Raw genomic sequence first — 19,073 nt, 5'->3', positions numbered from 1 at the left:
AAATGCCACAAGAGGAAATAATAAATCTTCAGATCCCGGGTGATAAGATTAATGAATTTATCGCCTCTAAACTGTTAGAGTTAGAAGCACAATTGCTGCTTTCGAATTATCAACAAAAAATAATACTTGCTGAATTGAGAAAAGATGATCCAACTTTCGAAATAGAAAAATATTCTAAAGGTGTTGAGGATGAACTTAGAACATTGCGCCTAAAATTGAGTGCCAATTTTATTAAACAATATTCATAAACATTTCATTCGAACTGTTTTTAGTGGTTGATTCTTTTCTAACAGTAGATTAATTTCATGCCACCAAAAGCAGAAAGTTCAATAGAGGCAAAAGTTTAATTTGAAAATTGCCGTGTTGGTTTTATAGGGCTTGAACTCCCTTGCTTTTCCAATATGGCATTTTTCATTTTAAAGAATTCTTAGTACATAGGATTTTACATAGTAGAGATTGGAAATAATCAGAGGGCTATTCGAATTTATCAACTTCGCAAAAAGAATAAAGCTTCGAAATCTTTCAATTCCGAAGCTTTATTGTGGGGGCTGATGGGTTCGAACCACCGACCCTCTGCTTGTAAGGCAGATGCTCTGAACCAACTGAGCTAAGCCCCCATGGCATTAAAATTTACAAGAACAATAAATTTTGCGCACCAATTATAGAATATTTAATTGAGAGTTTCAACAATCAAAAAATATATTTTGAGCGGGCGACGGGACTCGAACCCGCGACAACCGGCTTGGGAAGCCGATACTCTACCAACTGAGTTACGCCCGCAATTATTTTAAGATTTTTCCTCTCACAATTCGAAAACAAAATTGAAAGCAACATACTATTGCAAAGGTAAAATTATAACCACAACAACACTTAATCAAGATTTATTTATTTTGCGAAGCACTTTTTTGGATTTTAAATGGCTAAACAGCAGAATAGAAAAGATAAAGTTTCAGAACTGATCATTTTGCTTATATTGTTAATAATAAGTTTCTTCCTATGGGATATGTATTTTATCTATCCGATCAAATTGTTTGTTGTTTTACTACATGAATTAAGTCATTCATTAGCAGCAATCCTAAGCGGCGGCAAGATTACGACTTTAGATATCGGTTTTGACTTAAGCGGCAAATGTGAAACTGTAGGCGGAAACACTATTATTATAGCATCATCCGGTTACATCGGAAGTTTGATCTGGGGTTTATTATTCTTCGTTTCGCCAAATAATAAAAAAATTGGGAAATGGCTGATCATTTCACTATCAACTATCATTTTTCTTCTTTCAATTACTTTTTCGGCCGACAGTATTTTTATATTGTTAGCTTTCATTTTATCCGGACTTTTAATTACAGCTGCATTCTTTCTTGGAATTCCAATAGTTACTATTATTGTTCGTTCTTTTGGGTTGATAAGCTGCGTTTATGTTTTATTCGACATCAAAGAAGATCTTCTTTCAAATTCTTCTGTAATTTCAGATGCATCAATTCTATCGAGTCTAATAAACGTGCAGGTGATATGGATTGGTCTCTCGTGGGCTTTAGTTTCAATTATCGGAATTTATTTTGCAATAAAATACAGCTACAGAAAAGTGTCAGATTGATTCCGGTTTTTCTTCATACTCATTTTTATCTTCTACCAAACTCAATACTCCAAGACCGATAACAAAAAAGATACAAATTGTTAGTATGGCAAATTTTTGCTGACCCGTAACATAGCTTACATAGCCAAAGACTAAGGGTCCTAAAATTGCGGAACTCTTTCCAAACAGTGAATAGAATCCGAAAAATTCGGTTTTTCTTTCGAATGGAGTTAATCTGGACATTAGACTTCGGCTTGTCGATTGAGTTGCCCCCATTACACTACCAGCAAGCAATCCAACAACATAAAAACTCATTCTAGAAGTTTTTTCCGCATCGTACTTAAGATATTCGCTTAAATGCTGAATCACAAAACCATGCTTGTCACTAGTGAAAAAAGCGAATAGTATTGTGAAAACCCAAATTACCAAAGAAACAACAAGAGCTTTTTTTTGTCCAAAAGAATCTGCAAAAAAACCGAATACAAGAGAGCCAAGAATTGCTGTTGTTTGGACTATTAGGAAAAATATAATTAATTCTTCGAGTGTAAAATGGAGCGTTGTACTTGCATAATTTCCGGAGAAATAGATAACTGTATTAACCCCTTCTATGTAAAAGAAAAATGCAAGCAAGAACAAGGATAAGTTTTTATAATTTTTTAAATGAGAAATTGTACCTAAGACTCGCGTTATTCCAATTCTGATAAAGGACTGATCTCTAGCAACTATTTTTCTGTTATCTTTTATAAAAATAAAAAGTGGTATGGCAAAGATAAAAAACACCAGTGCCGATAATGGAAATGTCTCTTTAATCATATTTGATTTGATGAATGGATAAACCAATGCGAGAGTTGTTAAAGAGCCTAAATAACCCATCGCGAATCCATAACCGCTTACTCGTCCAAAATTTTTAGGTGCAGTTATTTCCGGAAGGAATGAATCATAAAACACTAATCCGGCTTCGAAGCCTACATTTGCGATAATAAAAAGTAGAAGCCCAAGAAATACATCTCCACTATTTACGAAGTAAAGCAGCGAGGTTGAAATAATACAAGCGAGAGTAAAGAAAAGCAGAAATCTTTTTTTACCGGCAGAATAATCCGCGATAGCACCGAGCACCGGAGAGATTAACGCAGTAATCAGCATTGAAATGCTTGTTCCAATACTCCAATAAAAATCGCCGACAGCCCGCCCGCCAACAACTGTCTGTTTGAAATAGACCGCATAAAGAAATGTTACAACTACAATTGAATAAGAAGTGTTCGCAAAATCGAAGAGAGTCCAGATAAATACCCTGAACTTTTCGCCGGATCTATTCGTCATTGGATTTTTTTGGTAAGGATTCTTCAATAAGTCCTCTACCGCTTTTATTCAGTGTTCCCTCTTTTTTGAGGTCTGATAAAATTGCATCGAGAATACCATTAATAAATTTACCGCTGTTTGCAGTTGAATAATCTTTCGCAATATCAATTACTTCGTTAATCGAAACTTTGGGCGGTATCTCCTGAAAATAAAATAATTCGGCAATTCCAATTCTTAATAGTATCCGATCAATAAGAGCAATTCTCTCCATTTCCCAATTTTCAACTCTCGCACGAATTTGAATATCAAGTTCATTTCTATTGGCAACTACCCGGTTAATTAGTTGCTTGGCAAATGCAATATCACTTTCACTGTTCACATCTGAAAGAATTTCATTAGTCAGCAGTGTAAGTCCCTCACCGTTAAACTCATAAGCATAAAGAACTTGCAGAACTTTTTCCCTTATTTCTCTTCTATTCGATTTTTTCATCGTATCCGCATAATTTCAAAAATTTGATGCACAATCTACATGCTTAATTTCATAAAACAAAAGAGAAGTTAAGCACAAAATTTATGTGATTCCTCGTCTATAACTAATTAAGATGGTGGTGCAAAACAAATATCAACTAAACTGTCAATACAATAAATTTTTCATAACGATTAATTTTAATTCAATTCGACACTGGAATTCATTTTCAAAAAATTATATCGCAAATATCCAGAATAAAAGTAATGCTATACTTTCCCGCGTTCTATAATAAATAGTTTTATCAAACGATAAAGTATACCCGGAAGCAACTCCGACAACGTTCACATTAAAATATTTAGCAATCTGAGTGATTCTTGTCAAATGGAACCCATCTGAGACTATGAGAATTGGTTTTAGTTTTTGTGAAGTAAAATATTTTTTATACAAATATTTAATTTGTAAAGTTGTAGTTGATGATTCAGTTTCAAGCTTCAGATTTTTGTCCGGTACATTCAGGTTCCGCAAAAATTTATAGGCAGCTTGGGATTCGCTGATTTCACCGGGCGCGTTCCCACCGGTTAGAATAATTTGTTTTATTATACCTTTTTTATAAAGATCAAATGCTTTGCGTATTCTTCCTTCAAATATGGGGCTCGGTTTACCATGGCTCCACACGGCTGCACCCGGAATACATCCATATTCAAAGACTTCGTTTGCAATTTTTTTTTCGTCATAAGTACGAACATTCCAAACATAAAAAAGAGAAATTACCAATAGGATAAATATTACTACAATCATTCTTACAAATGTTCTTATTTCGAAAAGATTTTCTGAGCCGAAGATCAATCCCCAGACATATAGCAAAGAATAAAGCTCGAATAATTCACCAACAATAAATAAGAAACCAGAATAGACTTTCTTAACCGGGAAATTGAATAAATAACCGGACTGATTTAATAAATCGTGACTTGCTATCAAATAAATTAATCCCATAGAAAGTGTAATAAAGAATTGAAGTGCTATCAAGAATACTAATTTTTTCTTATCAAGTTTATCTTTTCGGAAATAATGGATAATAATTCCCACGAATAGAAGAAATGAAAATATCAGGTTAAGTATATTCCCAAAATAATCCACTCGGAATTCATTTAGTGGAATTCCATTTAGATGATATTTCAAGTAAAGGAGGATGAACAGATTCACAATTACTGTAACTAGAACCGAAATGAACAAACCGGTATTTTGAAAGCGTAGTTTCAATTCATATCCGAAAATCTATTGAGTGAATTATGGTTTTTAATTCATATTAAGAATGAAGATTGTTCATGATTCTGTGATTAATAAGAATATTTTAATCTCTTACTTATGAATCTGCCGAATCATAGCTGATCAAATATTAATTGAATTAGAACTTGTTGTTAATATGCATTCAAAGTGTACCAGTATAAAAAAAAACTTTACTTAGTTACTACTTTGTCTTTTATTTTTAACTGACTTCTCAAGAATAGATAAACCATTCCAATGCCTATTGAACCACCAATTGAATCGGCAAGCCAATCTAATAAATCGCAATCCCTTCCAGGTACGAATAATTGGTGAAGTTCATCAACTGCACCGTAAGATAAAATAAATATAAAAGTAAATAAGAACGCTTTAGATGATATCAGCTTTGATTTTTTTTGGAAAGAGAGCGCAAGTGTTAGCAAAAATGCCAATGCGCCATAAGCAACAAAATGTTCAATCTTATCCTGGTTATTAAATATTTGAGGCACAGCATCAACCGGAATAGTTGTCAATACAAAAAGTGTTATCCAATAAATAATCAACGGAAGATAAACGCAATAGAGTGTATTGGTACTGATATATTTATATAAAAGATTTGAGAATGAATTTGATTGCATTTGGAATTTCTTCAATTAAGTCCTCTGATGTATAACCGTACTCAGTCTTTTCTTCAAATAAAAGATCTGCGGCTAAACTGTGAATGTAAACTGCGCTAATTAGTGCTTCTTCTATTTCGTCTGACTGAGCAAGAAATCCGGCGATCATTCCGGTCAATACATCCCCGCTTCCAAATTTTGCCAGACCGGGATTACCAGTTGTGTTTATAAATGCTTCTCCTGCAGAATTGAAAATTATCGTTGGCGCGCCTTTCAATACTAAGTAACAGCCATTTTCAATCGAAAAGTTTTTACCATATTTCAGCAAATTATTTTCCAGATCATCCAAACCGATTCTAAGCATATCAGCAAATTCTTTATGATGCGGAGTAAGAATCTTCCCTTTTAAGTTCAGTTTAGAAAATTCTTCACCACCAATAGCATGAATAGCATCGGCGTCAATTACAATTTTTTTTGTTTTGTGGGTTTTAAGAATTTCAAGGACGGCATTTTTTGTCCCTTCTTCCCTACCTAGTCCGGGACCAAGCGCAATAACATTAGCCCAATTAATTTTTTCTTCGAGCTCATCAAGATTAGCATCGGATAAATATTCTTTTGCTTCGTCTTCATATGCAAGCACAATGGCACTATCGAGCATTTGCTGAGCAAGTGATTTAATTGATTTTGGAAATGCAAGTATAGAAGAGCCGGCACCACTTCTGAGAACAGCATTTGTTGTAAGAAAAGAAGCTCCCGGCAATTTACCGCTTCCGGCTATAACAAATACTTTTCCGGCAGAATACTTATTCTGATCTAATGCTTTATCAGGTAATCCATAATATGCATCTTCCGGTTCAATCAAGTAATCGGTAATAGTTAGTTTGTCGTAATATTCGTTTCCAATCCCGATAGTTCCCTTTTTGATTGTTCCACAATTAACATAACCATTACTATAGAACAGTCCCGTTTTATATTCAGAAAGAGTAACTGTTAGATCCGCAATAAAAATTATCTCACCTCCGGCATTCTCTAAATCCAACCCGGATGGGAGATCAACAGCAACCTTATAACTGTTCAATTGATTTAGCTTTTCAACTATTTCTCTGTAAGGTTCAGCTAAATCACCTCGACTCCCCGTTCCTAACATAGCATCAATAATTAAAGAACAATCATCAAATGAAGAAAGGTCTTTCACGCTCTCATAGACAGAAATTTTTGATGACGGGTATTCTGAAATCAAATTTTTTGTTATTCTGAAATTTGTGAGAGCGTCTCCTTTCAACTCTTCTTCAGCTCCAAGAGCAATAATTTTTACAGTGTAATCATTAATGATAAAATGACGAGCCAACGCAAATCCGTCTCCACCATTATTTCCCTTACCACATACTATTCCTACATTATTATTATCCACTGAACCGTTTGTATTCGAGATTATCTCTGCGTAAAGACTTCTCGCAGCATTTTCCATTAAGACAATACTCGGAATGCCGAGAGTATTAATTGCATAGCTATCGGCATCGCGTACTTGCTGTGAAGTATAAAGTGGTATCATATATTACTCTTTACATATTTACTATTGCAAAATAAGAAAGAATTGTGATAAATATTAGATTCAACATCTTCACACGGTGCCAATAATTTTACAATTTATAATTGTTTTAAAATCGATAAATTGCCATCCGAAATTAATTGATATGGTAAATGGTGAGAAAATGATTGACAAAAAGGAATTGAAGAAGCAATACAAACAAACTTTGCCGCCAATGGGCGTTTATCAAATAAGAAATTTGGTTAACGGCAAAATATTTATCGGAAGCAGTAAGAATTTACACGGAAAATCGAACAGTTTCAGATTCCAATTGAATGCCGGTTTGCATGTGAACACGCAACTTCAATCTGAATACACTCAGTTAGGTGAGGAAAATTTTGTATTTGAAGTGTTAGATCATGTTGAACCGAAGGAAGATCTTGCCCACGACTTTACAAATGATTTACTAACTCTTGAAGAATTATGGATCGAAAAACTTCAACCTTTCGGCGACAAAGGATACAATAAATTAAAGAATTGAATTGGACCTGGATTGTCTTCTAAAATAGAAATGGCAAATCATAAACAATCATAAAAATCCGCGTTCTATTTTTGATATTAATGAATCACCGAAGTAATAACATTCATCAACGTATCCGGCAGAATACCAAAAACAAGTATCAACAATGCAGTAATGATAACTGCTGTGAGGCTGTACGGTGAGATCTGTATCTTAAAATCTTCAATTGAGTCTTTGAAATACATGAAGACTACAACACGAATGTAGAAGTAAACGCTAATAACGCTAGATAACACGCCGATAATTGCTAACCAGGTTAAATTACTTTGAATAGCAGCGATGAAGACATAATATTTACCGAAGAAACCAGCAAGCGGCGGAATACCGGCAAGTGCGAACATGAATAACGCCATTGATGCTGCGAGTATTGGACTCTTAGCATTCAAACCGGCAAAAGAATTTAAATCAGTTTTTGAATCGTTCTCACCTTCAACAATTGAAATAATTGTGAAAGCACCGATATTCATAAACGTATACGCGGCTAAATAAAAAATTATTCCGGCTACACTAAATAAATTACCGGCAGCCAGTCCAATTGCCATGTACCCGGCATGAGCAATTGATGAGTAAGCAAGCATTCTTTTTAGATTAGTTTGAGAAATAGCAACAATACTGCCGAACAACATTGAAAGCGCTGAGATTGTTGCGAAGTAAGGACGGAAAACATTTGACGCACCGGAAAATACAGCTGAAAGCATTATCAAAAGGACACTGAACGCTGCTGCTTTACCAGTTGTAGACATTAATGAAGTAACGGAAGTGGCGGATCCTTGGTAAACATCCGGTACCCACATGTGGAACGGAACAGCCGCAATCTTAAAACTAAATCCGATCAAGAAGAAAACAAAACCGAGTATAAAGATTATATTCGAGGAATAAGTAGCAAAATTTTCAACCAAGTTTTGTATGCTGGTCGTTCCAGTTGCACCGTAAATTAAAGCAATTCCGTAAACAATAAATCCGGTCGCGAATGCACCGAGTAAAAAATATTTCATCGAAGCTTCATTAGCCGAAAGTTTCTTTCGATTGATTCCGGCGAGAACATAGAAACAGATCGACATCAATTCTAAACCCATGAAGATCATTAATATATCTCTTGCCCCGGACATAACCATCATACCGAGCACGGATGATTGAACCAAAATATAATACTCGCCGTAATACGTGCCGTATTTTTTCAAATAATCTATTGAAGAAAGAACAACTAATGCCGCACCGATATTAAAGATAAAATTGAAGATTGCCGGTTTACCACCGACTTCAATCATTCCGCCGAACAGAACAAAGTTCTGATTTATATTGAATACCGAATCAAAGGCAGCCGCAATAAAAAGAGCAATAGAAAGCCACGGAAGAATCTGTTCGCTTTTCTTTGTGGTAATCTCGATCAAAACAGAGAGAACAATTCCAACCGCAATTATCAATTGAGGCATCAATAAAAAATATTCGTAATTGTTTTGTGGCATATTTAAGTCATTTTTAATTTGTCCCGATTCCTTTTTCAAATAAAGAAGCGGGGTTATTCATAAATTTTTATTTCAGAATACTTCCGGTAAATATTCTGACTTGCTGAAGAATTGATTGTGTTGATACTTCAGTAAGTTTTAAGAATGTGCTGGGGTACACTCCAATCCATACAATAAAAATTAAAATCGGAACGATCACAAACATTTCGCGCAGATTCATATCGGTCAATTTATGTTTCAATTCTACATTTTTCACTTCGCCGAAAACAACGCGTTGATACATCCATAACATGTAAACTGCTGCAAAGATTACTCCGCTCGCTGCAAAAATTGTAAACCACCAGCTATTCAATACAGGTGATTTGAAGGAGCCGATCAATATTAAAAACTCTCCAATAAATCCGTTCAAGCCCGGTAAACCGATTGATGAAAGCATAGCTATCATTAGCACAGTAGAATACAATGGTACTAGTTTAGCAATGCCGCCATAGAACGCAATATCGCGTTTGTGAGTCCTTTCATATAAAACACCGACTAACAGGAATAACGCGCCGGTTGATAAGCCGTGGTTGACCATTTGGATCACAGCGCCTTGAACAGATTCGACAGTCATTGCAAAAATTCCGAGCACAACAAATCCAAGGTGAGATACTGAAGAATATGCAACTAATTTTTTCATATCAGTCTGAGCCATAGAAACAAGCGCGCCGTAAATAATCCCAATAACAGCAAGAACTGAAATTACCGGTGCAAATTGCACAGCCGATTGCGGGAAAAGAGGAAGACAAAATCTGATCAAACCGTAGGTTCCCATTTTCAGAAGAACACCAGCAAGTATAACCGAGCCGGCAGTCGGCGCCTCAACGTGAGCATCGGGCAGCCATGTGTGAAATGGAAAGATCGGAACTTTTATAGCAAAACTTAGAAAGAATGCACCGAACATCCACCCTTGAATATCATGTGGAATCGTTGGACCAACTTTATAAAGATCAAGTAAATTCGTTGTGAAATAACCGAGAGTATTAGAAGCATAAACTGCGAGCCATATGATGGCAACAAGCATAAGCAGGCTACCAAACATTGTAAAGATGAAAAATTTTACGGCAGCATAAATTCTTCTTTCACCGCCCCATATTCCAATGATGAAATACATCGGGATAAGCATCGCTTCCCAGAAGATGTAGAACAAGAAGATATCCAGTGAGATGAAAACGCCGAGCATTCCGATTTCAAGAAAAAGCATTGAGAATGTAAACATCTTAACATTTTTTTCAATTGCTTTCCAAGTTGAAAGAAGCGTGAGCGGAGTTAAAAAAGTTGTAAGAAAAACAAGTATAAGAGAAATTCCGTCTACGCCAACATGATAGCTGATGTTTAAACTCTTGATCCAAATTACTTTGTGAATGAACTGGAACTGCGGATTGGTATGATTGAAACCGAAGTAAACAACCAATGAAATTGCTAACGCAACCAATGAAACAGCTAAACCGAACCAACGGATTAATTCTTTCTGATCTTTCTTGAAAAAAAGAACAAGAATACTCCCGATGATTGGAGTTAGAAGCAAGTATGTTAAGAGTAAGTTTTGTTCCATATTTTTTTTGTTATTGTCATTCTGAGAACTCTGATTTATCGGAGGTCGAAGAATCTCACAACTAATAGTTTAGAGACTCTTCTCCCGACAAGTCGGGATCAGAGTGACAAGATTAACCACAAAAGAGTTAAAGCAATTCCCACCATCATAATAACGGCATAAGATTGCACAATACCTGTTTGAATTTTTCTAATAATACCGGACCCGGATTCAATTAAAGAAGCAATACCATTTACCATTCCGTCTATAATTTTAACATCAAAAAATTTCCACAAAAACTTTTCACTTCCTTTTTGGATCGGCTGAACAACTGCCGCTTCGTATGCCTCATCAACAAAATATTTGTTGAGCAGAAGATTGTATATCCCTTTGAATTTATTTGAAACATTTTCGGCAATCTGAGGATTCTTTCTATAAACATGAAGTGCAAAGTAGATGGCACTCAAAACTGCCGCAACAGAAACAGTCATCAATAAAATTTCTTCAAGATGGGTATGCGACCCAAATGTTGCCAGCTTTGCTTGAGCCGGTGCGTAAATCGGTTCAAGCCATCCTTCGAACAGATTGCCATGTTCTCCCGCGAATACTTTTGGAAGACCAATGTATCCGCCAACAACAGAAAAGAATGCAAGAATCATCAATGGAACAGTCATCCATGCGGAAGATTCGTGTGGATGAACGTGATGCTGATCGAATCTTTCTTTGCCATAGAATGTTAGAGAAACTAATCTGAACATGTAGAATGCTGTAAGCATAGCTGTGATTGCGCCGATAAGCCAAAATACAAAGCCGCCGTTCGCGTATGCGCTCCATAAGATTTCATCTTTACTAAAGAAACCGGATAAACCGGGCACTCCAGAAATTGCAAGTGTCGCGATAAAAAATGTGACATAAGTTTTCGGCATATATTTTTTTAAGCCGCCGTACCTCTGAATATTCTGTTCGTCATGCATTCCGTGGATAACAGAACCGGCGCCAAGGAATAGAAGCGCTTTGAAAAAAGCGTGTGTCATAACATGAAAAATGGAAGCGCTAAACGCTCCGACACCCGCAGCCAAAAACATATAGCCTAATTGGCTTACAGTTGAGTAAGCTAAAACTTTTTTAATATCATTCTGAACTAATCCTATCGTTGCCGCCATAACTGCTGTTAACAAACCAATCACAGCAACAATAGTCATAACCACTGGAGCCGAGGCGAAAATGATTGACGCTCGTGAAACCATATAAACACCGGCTGTCACCATTGTAGCGGCATGTATGAGCGCAGAAACAGGTGTTGGACCAGCCATTGCATCGGGCAGCCATACAAACAATGGTATCTGTGCCGATTTACCTGTTGCGCCGATAAATAAGAAGAGTGCAATCAAACCGAAAGTTGATTCCGCAATTGGGAATGATGCCGCTCTTGAAAAAACCTCTTTGAAATTGAGCGAATCAAAAGTCATATAGATCAAAAACATGCCGAGCAAAAAACCAAAGTCGCCTATTCTGTTAACAACAAATGCTTTTTTAGCTGCTTGAGAAGTTGTCCCCTTTTCAAATTTTCTATCATACCAAAAACCAATCAGAAGATAAGAACAAAGACCAACGCCTTCCCATCCAAGAAAAAGAACGACAAAGTTATCACCAAGAACTAGATTCATCATCGCGAAGATGAAAAGATTCATGTAGGAAAAAAATCTCCAGAATCCTTTGTCGCCATGCATGTAACCAATTGAATAAACGTGAATCAAGAATCCTACACCGGTAACAATTAGAGACATTGTGAGCGAAAGCTGATCAACGAGATATGCAAACTTAATATGTAACCCGCCAACATTTAACCAAGAAAATAATTCAACAGTATTTGATCTTTCTTCAGTGGGAAGTCCAAGCGTTTGAATAAATGCACCGAGAACAACAAGAAAAGAAATTCCGACAGCAGCGCTGCCGATAATTCCAATTATCTTTTCGTTCTTGATTTTTCTTCCGAACAATCCGTTGATGAGAAAACCAGCCAACGGCATTAGGGTTGTTAGGTATATTAAATTTATCATTACCATTTAAAAATATTTATCTCGTCAATGTTTACAGTCTTTTTATTTCTGAAGATGGCAATAATAATTGCCAGACCAACTGCGGCTTCCGCTGCAGCTACCGTCATCACAAAGAATACAAATACCTGGCCGATCGAATTTCCCAAGTAAGATGAAAAAGTTACGAGCGTTAAATTTGCAGAGTTTAGCATCAACTCTATACACATAAATACAACTATCGCATTTCTTCTTATAAGGACACCGGCAACACCAACACTGAACATAAATGCGCTGAGTATTAAATAGTATTCCATTGGTATTGATGACATATCTTTTACTCGAATTTTTTCTTTGCTAAAACTAACGCGCCGATTGTAGTTGCAAGAAGTAAAAATCCCGCGACTTCAAAAGGAATAATATAATTAGTATAAAGTTGCTGACCGATTGCCTGAATAGTTCCTGCTTTAACACTCGCGGCTTCATCCGGTGTTAAGGTTCTTGACGGATGTCCGAAAAAGATTAGATACGCGAGTTGTACAAATACGAATGCGCTTACAAGAATTGAAAAGAATTTTATTGCCCGTTTATCAACAAATAATTTGTGTTCTGTTTCGGTATTTAATAACATCAAAACAAAAAGGAATAGAACCATAATTGCTCCGGCATAAACAATCACCTGCACAACGGCAATGAACTGAGCATTGAGAAGTAGATACAATCCGGCGAGAGCAAAGAAGTTGAGAATTAAAAATACTGCGCTAATTACAGCGTGTTTTCTTGTTATCATTACTACAGAAGAAACCGCAGCAATCGTAGCCAGAACGATGAAAAGAATTATCTGAATATTCATGATTAAGGTGTATTCCTATAAATCATTCTTGGGAACGGGATTGCTTCGCGTAAATGATCCAATCCGCAAATCCAGCTTACAGTTCTTTCTAAACCAAGACCAAAACCGGCGTGCGGTACAGATCCGAATCTTCTTAAGTCCAAATACCATTCAAAGAAAGATTGCGGCAATTTATGTTCCTTAATTCTTTCCAACAGAAAATCCAAATTATCTTCTCGCTGGCTTCCACCGATAATTTCTCCGTAACCTTCAGGTGCAATTACATCAACAGCTAATGCAACCTTAGGGTTTTCAGGATCGCGTTTCATATAAAATGCTTTTACCTCAGATGGATACCGGTGAATCATAACAGGCCGATCAAATTCTTCACCTATCAATGTTTCGTCTGTTCCGCCAAGATCGTTGCCCCATTGAAAATCAACACCTTTCTTTTTCAATATCTCAACTGCATCTGTATAAGATATTCTTGGAAAAGGTCTCTTAACAGATTGCAGTTTAGTCAAATCGCGTTCAAGTTCTTTTAATTCTTCAGGCATATCGGTAAGAACTGATTGAACAATATATTCCAAGAATTCTTCTGCAAGATCCATATCGTCATCTAGATCATAAAAAGCCATTTCAGGCTCAACCATCCAGAACTCCGTCAAATGACGGCGGGTTTTCGATTTTTCTGCACGGAAAGTTGGACCGAAAGAATAAACTTTTCCAAGTGCCATTGCCCCGCTCTCTTCATAAAGTTGCCCGGATTGCGTTAGGTATGCCTTGCCAAGATCAAAATATTCCATTTCAAAAAGTGTTGAAGTACCTTCGCATGCATTCGGCGTTATAATCGGAGGATCGAAAAGGATAAATCCGCGCGAGTCAAAAAAATCTCTAATTGCTTTTACTACTCTTGCGCGAATTTTTAGAATTGCAACTTGCTTTTTAGAACGAACCCAGAGATGTCGATTATCAATTAAAAATTCGATTCCATGTTCTTTTGGAGTGATGGGATACTCACTTGCAACAGAAATAATTTTTACATCTGTGGCATCAAGCTCGTAACCGCCGACCGAACGGGGCTCAGTTTTTACCTTGCCGGTAACCTCAAATGAAGATTCTTGAGTTAGTTTATCTGCATTTTCGAATATTTCATCTGTAACATTTCCTTTGAAAACAACACACTGAACATAGCCGCTTCCGTCACGCATTATCAAAAATTTAATTTTACCGCTTGATCTCTTGTTATAGAGCCATCCTTTCAGTGTAACTTCTCTGCCAACATGGTCTTTCAGATCTTTAATGTAAACTTCAGGTTTCATAGATTTTTTGATTTTAAATTTTGATTGGCAAATATAATTAACGGCTTGTTACAAAAGCAAAAAATCTCTTAAGTATCGGTTTAGATAATTCTGCTTATTATTGCAATTCAAAAAAAGTTATCTCAATATTGAGATGAGAATACTCAAGAATGCTTAATATTTGAAGAAGAGAGTATGTCTTTGTAACCTTAGAGATATGGATAGAAATAATTTCCAATATTGATCTCAATTTTCTAGATTTTTATTCGACAATTAGATTATGGTGGGATGTCTATTCGAACAAATTCAAATTACAAATATTAATAACGTTATCTGATAAAGAGATTATTGCTCATGGAATTATTTATCGTACTTCCGTTTTCAAATAGTTTTAAGAGAATTCTATGAAGACTGATTGTAGAGTAATTTAAGGAATATGTTAGGATATCAAATAAGATGCATGAAAGATTAGTTAAAATAAATGAGTGCCTTTTAGACTTTGGAGTTGACGCCGGCCAAAACATAAAAAGCGTATTGGAGCTTTGCTTATTTGAGTTCAATGCTACCGCCGTCCTTTTTAATTCAATCAATAAAGGGAAATATTTTTCTATTAGTAATCTAGGAACTCAATTCGAGAATGAAGATTTACCGGGACTTTGGGACCAAATTTGCAGCGATTTTGAGAAAGAAGAAAAATCTTTTGTACAGATAATTCGGAATCTTCGCAAAACAAAATATGCTGTAAACAATCCAACTTTTAATCAGTATAATTTAAAAACATTAATTGGGTCACCTATTTTCTGGGAAGAAACAATAATAGGATCACTATGCATAGTCTTTCAGGAAGACAAAATATTAGCAGATGATGAAAAACAATTTCTAAGCAGCATCAGTACTGCAGTTGCAATCGAGGAGGAACGCCGTTCCTCTCAAGAAGTGATTCAAAATTCACTTCAGGAAAAAGAGATACTTCTTAAAGAACTTTTTCACAGAGTAAAAAATAATTTGCAGGTGATTTCTTCCCTGCTTTATCTCCAATCCATTGAGATTGAGGACGAAAAAATATTATCGTTGTTTCAAGACAGCACCAGCCGCGTCAGATCAATGTCGTTAGTTTATGAAAAATTATTCCAGTCAACCGATTTCACAAATCTTAATTTTGCAGATTATGTTAATAACTTGGTTAGTTATCTAATCGATACGTTTTCCACGAAAATTAAGATCACAAAAAAATTGGAAATAGATGATATTCTTTTACCGATTGACACTGTAATACCATGTGGTTTGATCATAAATGAATTAGTGACAAACTCTATCAAATATGCTTTCCCTGTTGATTTTACAAAAACTCCGGAGATCAGAATTTCTATTAAGTTGAATGAGAATAAATTCGTGCTTACAGTTGCTGATAACGGGATAGGGTTGAGTGACGATATCAGCTTTGAAACCGAACAAAAAACATTAGGACTAAAATTAATAAATATGCTTACATCGCAACTTTACGGAGAGATTAAGTTAGACAGAAATAATGGAACAGAATTTCAAATCACATTTGGTTAAAGAGTTGATATATAGGAATGATGACATTTTTTTTCAGAAAAGTTGATGACGCCGGATTCATTATTTGAGTAAAGATAGATTCGGTTAATTATAATGAGTTTCTAACAATATTTTTTTTGAAAAGACCTCTTCAAATAATCCTTTTCTTCTCTCGAGGTTCCACAATTCAATTTCTGCATTTTTTGTCTTATCAACATTCAATTCTAATATTACTTTCTGCCTCGTAACGGATAAATTGACATTTCGAATTACTTTAGAATGAGTCCGGTCTAAAGCATCCACCAAACGCAAAATTGCGGCAAGTTTTTTAATTACCATCTGAGTTTTTTCGGTCAGCTGGGAGAAATCATCATGACTTAATTTCGGATGACTTTTTCTATGATAACGTGATACATAAGCAATTATACTTATCTCCGTTTCATTAAATCCTAATAGATCACTATTCTTAATTATGTAATAGCTATGATGATGATGATTTGTGTGCGAAATGTGGTAGCCAATATCGTGAAGAATTGCTGCGGCATAAAGATATTCCCGGCAATCATCATCAAGTTCGTGCAGAGTTTTGAGCTGATCAAATACTTGAAGCGCGAGTTGTGCTACATGTTTGCAATGATCATGGTCATAATGGCAAGATTCTGATAAATGCTTTATGCTGTCATTTCTTATATCTGCAAAGCTTGGCTTAGTCTCAGTCGGATGTTCTTTCTGCAGTGTATCGATAATAATGCCTTCACGAAGAGCGTATGCCGAGATTGTCATTTTGTTCAATTCGAACAACTTAAAAATTTCATCAAGAATTATTATTCCTGCCGGAATTATATCGGCGCGTTTATCATCTAAGCCCGGTATCCTCCTTCTTTTTTCCTCGGTCTTCCTCTTCAAAATCTCATCACGGACTTGCGAAAATTCTGATTTAGTAAATTCATAATTGTTGAGAATATTATTCTGAGATCTTTTCCCTTTGACCAAAGCTTCAACCATTAATCCGGTTGCCATAATGGTCCCGGAAGAACCAACACAAAGATCGAAACCAATCCGCTTTGCTGTTTCAGCTACGTTAAACAATTCACCATGAACCCAATTGCGGCATTCTTTAATTGAACTGGAAGTAATTTCATAACCATTGAAAAATTTCTGAGCAAGACGCACTGCACCTAACTTTAGACTGACAGAAAAATGCGTCTTCCCTTTTTGACCTATTAAAAATTCTGTACTGCCTCCGCCAATATCAATCACCAAAGTTTTTTTATTGAAAACAGGAACAGATTTTAAAATTCCGAGATAAATCAAACGTGCTTCTTCATATCCGCTGATTACTTCTATTTCAACTCCAGTCTTTATAAATACATTTCTTATCAATTCATTTTTATTGAAAGATTCCCTTACCGCACTTGTAGCAACTGCTCTTAATGAAGCATTGTGAGAATCAGCGATTAACTTGAATCGTTTAAGTGCTTTTACTGCCCGCCCCATAGCTTCCGGAATAATTATTTTTATATCACCGGTGCTTCCTTCGCCAAGCCGTATTACTTCCCGTTCCCGATCAATTATTTCAAAGTTTCCGTCGGGTTTGGCGCGGACAACTATAAGATGGAAGGAGTTAGTGCCAACGTCGACTGCAGCTATATTATTAATATCTTTTCCCATCATCAGATTATTTCTTTTTCAAAATGAGTTCGAATAAATTGTATACATCTTCAACCGAAACATCATCAATCAATTCGGATTTACGAATAAAATATTTTTCATCACCAATCGGCGCCCAATTAAATGGATTTGTAGGACCAAAAATGGAAATTTGCGGAGTGGTTGTTGCGCCGGCAACGTGCATAACGCCTGTATCGTTTGTAATAAAATAATCACTTTTCGAAATTAACGCGGCAAGTTGAGGTATCGATTTATTCAGGTAATATCCGCATGAATCATCAAAATGTTTTTTCATATAACTAAGCTCTTCGGAATCTGCGCTACTGCCTGTGAAATAAAATTTGAGTTTATGATTCGACTGAATTAGCTTAATTAATTCAACATATTTTTTTAATGACCATCTATTTTGTTCTTTTCCTGCACCGACATGAAAACCGATTAATATGTTATGTTCTTCAGGTAAAAATGAATTCAGAAATTTATCAGATTCATTTCGATCAAAATCATCGAACGAAATGCTCGAATTATAATTTTTAGTTTTGATTCCAAACGGACGCACTAAGTCAAGAATAAAATCCGAGACATGAGCATCTGGGCATTTACTCCAGTCCATATCAATTTTGTAGTTAAATACGAACGCAAGATTATTTTTGTCACCATTTAAAGAATTTGGACCAATTTTTATTTTTGCTTTAGAAAAACCGGCAAGGATGCAGCTCGTTATAGAAACCGCAACAGTTACCGGTACCAATGCAAGATCATAATTATTGTGAAGAATATTTTTAACTTTTGAGATATAGGATGGGTTGATGAATTTCTTCCTATCATAAATAAAAAGTTCATCAATAAATTCATTCTTAACGACGGCATAATAATTTTCGGGACTGGCAATTAAGGTTAAATGAGAATCTGGAAAAGTTTCTTTGATTGCTCTGAAAAGAGAAACGCTAGCAAGCAAATCTCCAAATTGATTATGCTGACGAATAATCAAAATCCTTTGCGGATCACCAATTGATTTATTGGAAAGTTCAGGGACGGCTAAAAATTTTTCAAGTATCTGAGAGACAATTTTTCTAAAATGATCTTTTAAGGACATTAAGAATTTTCTTTTTGTTTATCCGACTTATCCGAATCAATGTCTTCAAAATGTGCATCAATTACATCTTCTTTTTCAATTTTATATTTGCCTTGCTTCTTCTGTTTAACCTCATTAGGATCTTTTTGAGGTTTATTCGATGATAGAAATCTTAGAACATTTCTCGCCGTGTTAAAAACGAGATAAAATATTGTAGCCCATAGAATTAGTCTCAGCAAACTCATCGT

18 protein-coding genes and 2 tRNA genes are annotated in these 19,073 nt (G+C 35.6%); 4 read left to right on the top strand and 16 right to left on the bottom strand.

Annotated features, from left to right (window positions below; all coding sequences use genetic code 11):
* The first annotated feature begins 2 nt into the window (after positions 1 to 2).
* Positions 3 to 248 carry a hypothetical protein gene (locus NTX65_03175; GenBank protein MCX6168314.1) on the top strand — a complete coding sequence of 82 codons (246 nt, stop codon included), beginning with the start codon at positions 3 to 5 and terminating at the stop codon, positions 246 to 248.
* A 294-nt stretch (positions 249 to 542) separates the two neighbouring features.
* On the opposite strand, the gene NTX65_03170 is transcribed toward NTX65_03175, so the two are convergent.
* Both NTX65_03170 and NTX65_03165 read right to left on the bottom strand, forming a co-directional pair.
* A tRNA-Val gene (locus tag NTX65_03170) sits at positions 543 to 617 on the bottom strand.
* Between the two features lie 90 nt (positions 618 to 707).
* A tRNA-Gly gene (locus tag NTX65_03165) sits at positions 708 to 780 on the bottom strand.
* Positions 781 to 916: 136 nt separating this feature from the next.
* Here NTX65_03165 and NTX65_03160 point away from each other — a divergent pair.
* Positions 917 to 1,597: a M50 family metallopeptidase gene (locus NTX65_03160; protein ID MCX6168313.1), complete on the top strand. Its 681-nt coding sequence runs from the start codon at positions 917 to 919 to the stop codon at positions 1,595 to 1,597.
* Here the strand turns inward: NTX65_03160 and NTX65_03155 are convergent.
* From NTX65_03155 to NTX65_03135, 5 genes are all read right to left on the bottom strand, one after another.
* Entirely contained in the window at positions 1,589 to 2,923 is a 1,335-nt protein-coding gene (locus tag NTX65_03155) for an MFS transporter (GenBank protein ID MCX6168312.1), read from the bottom strand. The two genes, NTX65_03160 and NTX65_03155, sit on opposite strands and share 9 nt — an antisense overlap.
* Positions 2,886 to 3,365: a transcription antitermination factor NusB gene (gene nusB, locus NTX65_03150; protein ID MCX6168311.1), complete on the bottom strand. Its 480-nt coding sequence runs from the start codon at positions 3,363 to 3,365 to the stop codon at positions 2,886 to 2,888. The genes NTX65_03155 and nusB overlap by 38 nt, the downstream gene beginning before the upstream one ends.
* Positions 3,366 to 3,578: 213 nt before the next feature.
* On the bottom strand, positions 3,579 to 4,604 hold the full coding sequence (locus NTX65_03145; protein MCX6168310.1) for a YdcF family protein: 1,026 nt from the start codon (positions 4,602 to 4,604) through the stop codon (positions 3,579 to 3,581).
* Positions 4,605 to 4,801: 197 nt separating this feature from the next.
* On the bottom strand, positions 4,802 to 5,245 hold the full coding sequence (locus NTX65_03140; GenBank protein ID MCX6168309.1) for a VanZ family protein: 444 nt from the start codon (positions 5,243 to 5,245) through the stop codon (positions 4,802 to 4,804).
* The gene (locus tag NTX65_03135; protein ID MCX6168308.1) at positions 5,211 to 6,776 is read right to left on the bottom strand and encodes an NAD(P)H-hydrate dehydratase; all 1,566 of its coding nucleotides are present in this window, start codon (positions 6,774 to 6,776) and stop codon (positions 5,211 to 5,213) included. Before NTX65_03135 ends, NTX65_03140 begins: the two co-directional genes overlap by 35 nt.
* Before the next feature lie 160 nt (positions 6,777 to 6,936).
* Between NTX65_03135 and NTX65_03130 the strand changes: the two genes are divergently transcribed.
* Positions 6,937 to 7,293 carry a GIY-YIG nuclease family protein gene (locus NTX65_03130; GenBank protein MCX6168307.1) on the top strand — a complete coding sequence of 119 codons (357 nt, stop codon included), beginning with the start codon at positions 6,937 to 6,939 and terminating at the stop codon, positions 7,291 to 7,293.
* Between the two features lie 77 nt (positions 7,294 to 7,370).
* Here the strand turns inward: NTX65_03130 and NTX65_03125 are convergent, their stop codons facing one another.
* The 6 genes from NTX65_03125 to asnS all read right to left on the bottom strand — a co-directional run bounded on the left by NTX65_03125 (position 7,371) and on the right by asnS (position 14,561).
* On the bottom strand, positions 7,371 to 8,798 hold the full coding sequence (locus NTX65_03125; GenBank protein MCX6168306.1) for an NADH-quinone oxidoreductase subunit N: 1,428 nt from the start codon (positions 8,796 to 8,798) through the stop codon (positions 7,371 to 7,373).
* Positions 8,799 to 8,865: 67 nt separating this feature from the next.
* Positions 8,866 to 10,392 (bottom strand): NADH-quinone oxidoreductase subunit M, encoded by a 1,527-nt coding sequence (locus NTX65_03120; GenBank protein ID MCX6168305.1) that lies wholly within the window; start codon positions 10,390 to 10,392, stop codon positions 8,866 to 8,868.
* A gap of 98 nt (positions 10,393 to 10,490) precedes the next feature.
* Positions 10,491 to 12,431 carry an NADH-quinone oxidoreductase subunit L gene (gene nuoL / locus NTX65_03115; protein ID MCX6168304.1) on the bottom strand — a complete coding sequence of 647 codons (1,941 nt, stop codon included), beginning with the start codon at positions 12,429 to 12,431 and terminating at the stop codon, positions 10,491 to 10,493.
* Positions 12,431 to 12,730, bottom strand: coding sequence for an NADH-quinone oxidoreductase subunit NuoK (gene nuoK, locus NTX65_03110; GenBank protein MCX6168303.1), 300 nt, complete (start codon positions 12,728 to 12,730; stop codon positions 12,431 to 12,433). Before nuoK ends, nuoL begins: the two co-directional genes overlap by 1 nt.
* Before the next feature lie 14 nt (positions 12,731 to 12,744).
* On the bottom strand, positions 12,745 to 13,260 hold the full coding sequence (locus NTX65_03105; protein MCX6168302.1) for an NADH-quinone oxidoreductase subunit J: 516 nt from the start codon (positions 13,258 to 13,260) through the stop codon (positions 12,745 to 12,747).
* Between the two features lie 2 nt (positions 13,261 to 13,262).
* On the bottom strand, positions 13,263 to 14,561 hold the full coding sequence (asnS, locus tag NTX65_03100; protein ID MCX6168301.1) for an asparagine--tRNA ligase: 1,299 nt from the start codon (positions 14,559 to 14,561) through the stop codon (positions 13,263 to 13,265).
* 435 nt (positions 14,562 to 14,996) lie between these two features.
* Here asnS and NTX65_03095 point away from each other — a divergent pair, with 435 nt between their 5' ends.
* The gene (locus NTX65_03095) at positions 14,997 to 16,100 is read left to right on the top strand and encodes an ATP-binding protein (protein MCX6168300.1); all 1,104 of its coding nucleotides are present in this window, start codon (positions 14,997 to 14,999) and stop codon (positions 16,098 to 16,100) included.
* Between the two features lie 84 nt (positions 16,101 to 16,184).
* On the opposite strand, the gene NTX65_03090 is transcribed toward NTX65_03095, so the two are convergent.
* The 3 genes from NTX65_03090 to NTX65_03080 are packed head-to-tail and all read right to left on the bottom strand — an operon-like array spanning position 16,185 to position 19,070.
* The gene (locus tag NTX65_03090) at positions 16,185 to 17,753 is read right to left on the bottom strand and encodes a Ppx/GppA phosphatase family protein (GenBank protein ID MCX6168299.1); all 1,569 of its coding nucleotides are present in this window, start codon (positions 17,751 to 17,753) and stop codon (positions 16,185 to 16,187) included.
* 4 nt (positions 17,754 to 17,757) lie between these two features.
* Positions 17,758 to 18,846 carry a glycosyltransferase family 9 protein gene (locus NTX65_03085; protein MCX6168298.1) on the bottom strand — a complete coding sequence of 363 codons (1,089 nt, stop codon included), beginning with the start codon at positions 18,844 to 18,846 and terminating at the stop codon, positions 17,758 to 17,760.
* Positions 18,846 to 19,070: a hypothetical protein gene (locus NTX65_03080; protein ID MCX6168297.1), complete on the bottom strand. Its 225-nt coding sequence runs from the start codon at positions 19,068 to 19,070 to the stop codon at positions 18,846 to 18,848. The genes NTX65_03085 and NTX65_03080 overlap by 1 nt, the downstream gene beginning before the upstream one ends.
* Positions 19,071 to 19,073: the final 3 nt, after the last annotated feature.

It is taken from the genome of Ignavibacteriales bacterium, assembly GCA_026390795.1.
Taxonomy (GTDB): Bacteria; Bacteroidota; Ignavibacteria; order Ignavibacteriales; family Melioribacteraceae; genus Fen-1258.
The sequence above is the reverse complement of the archived record's forward strand: the minus strand, read 5'-3'. Positions and strand labels throughout refer to the sequence as shown.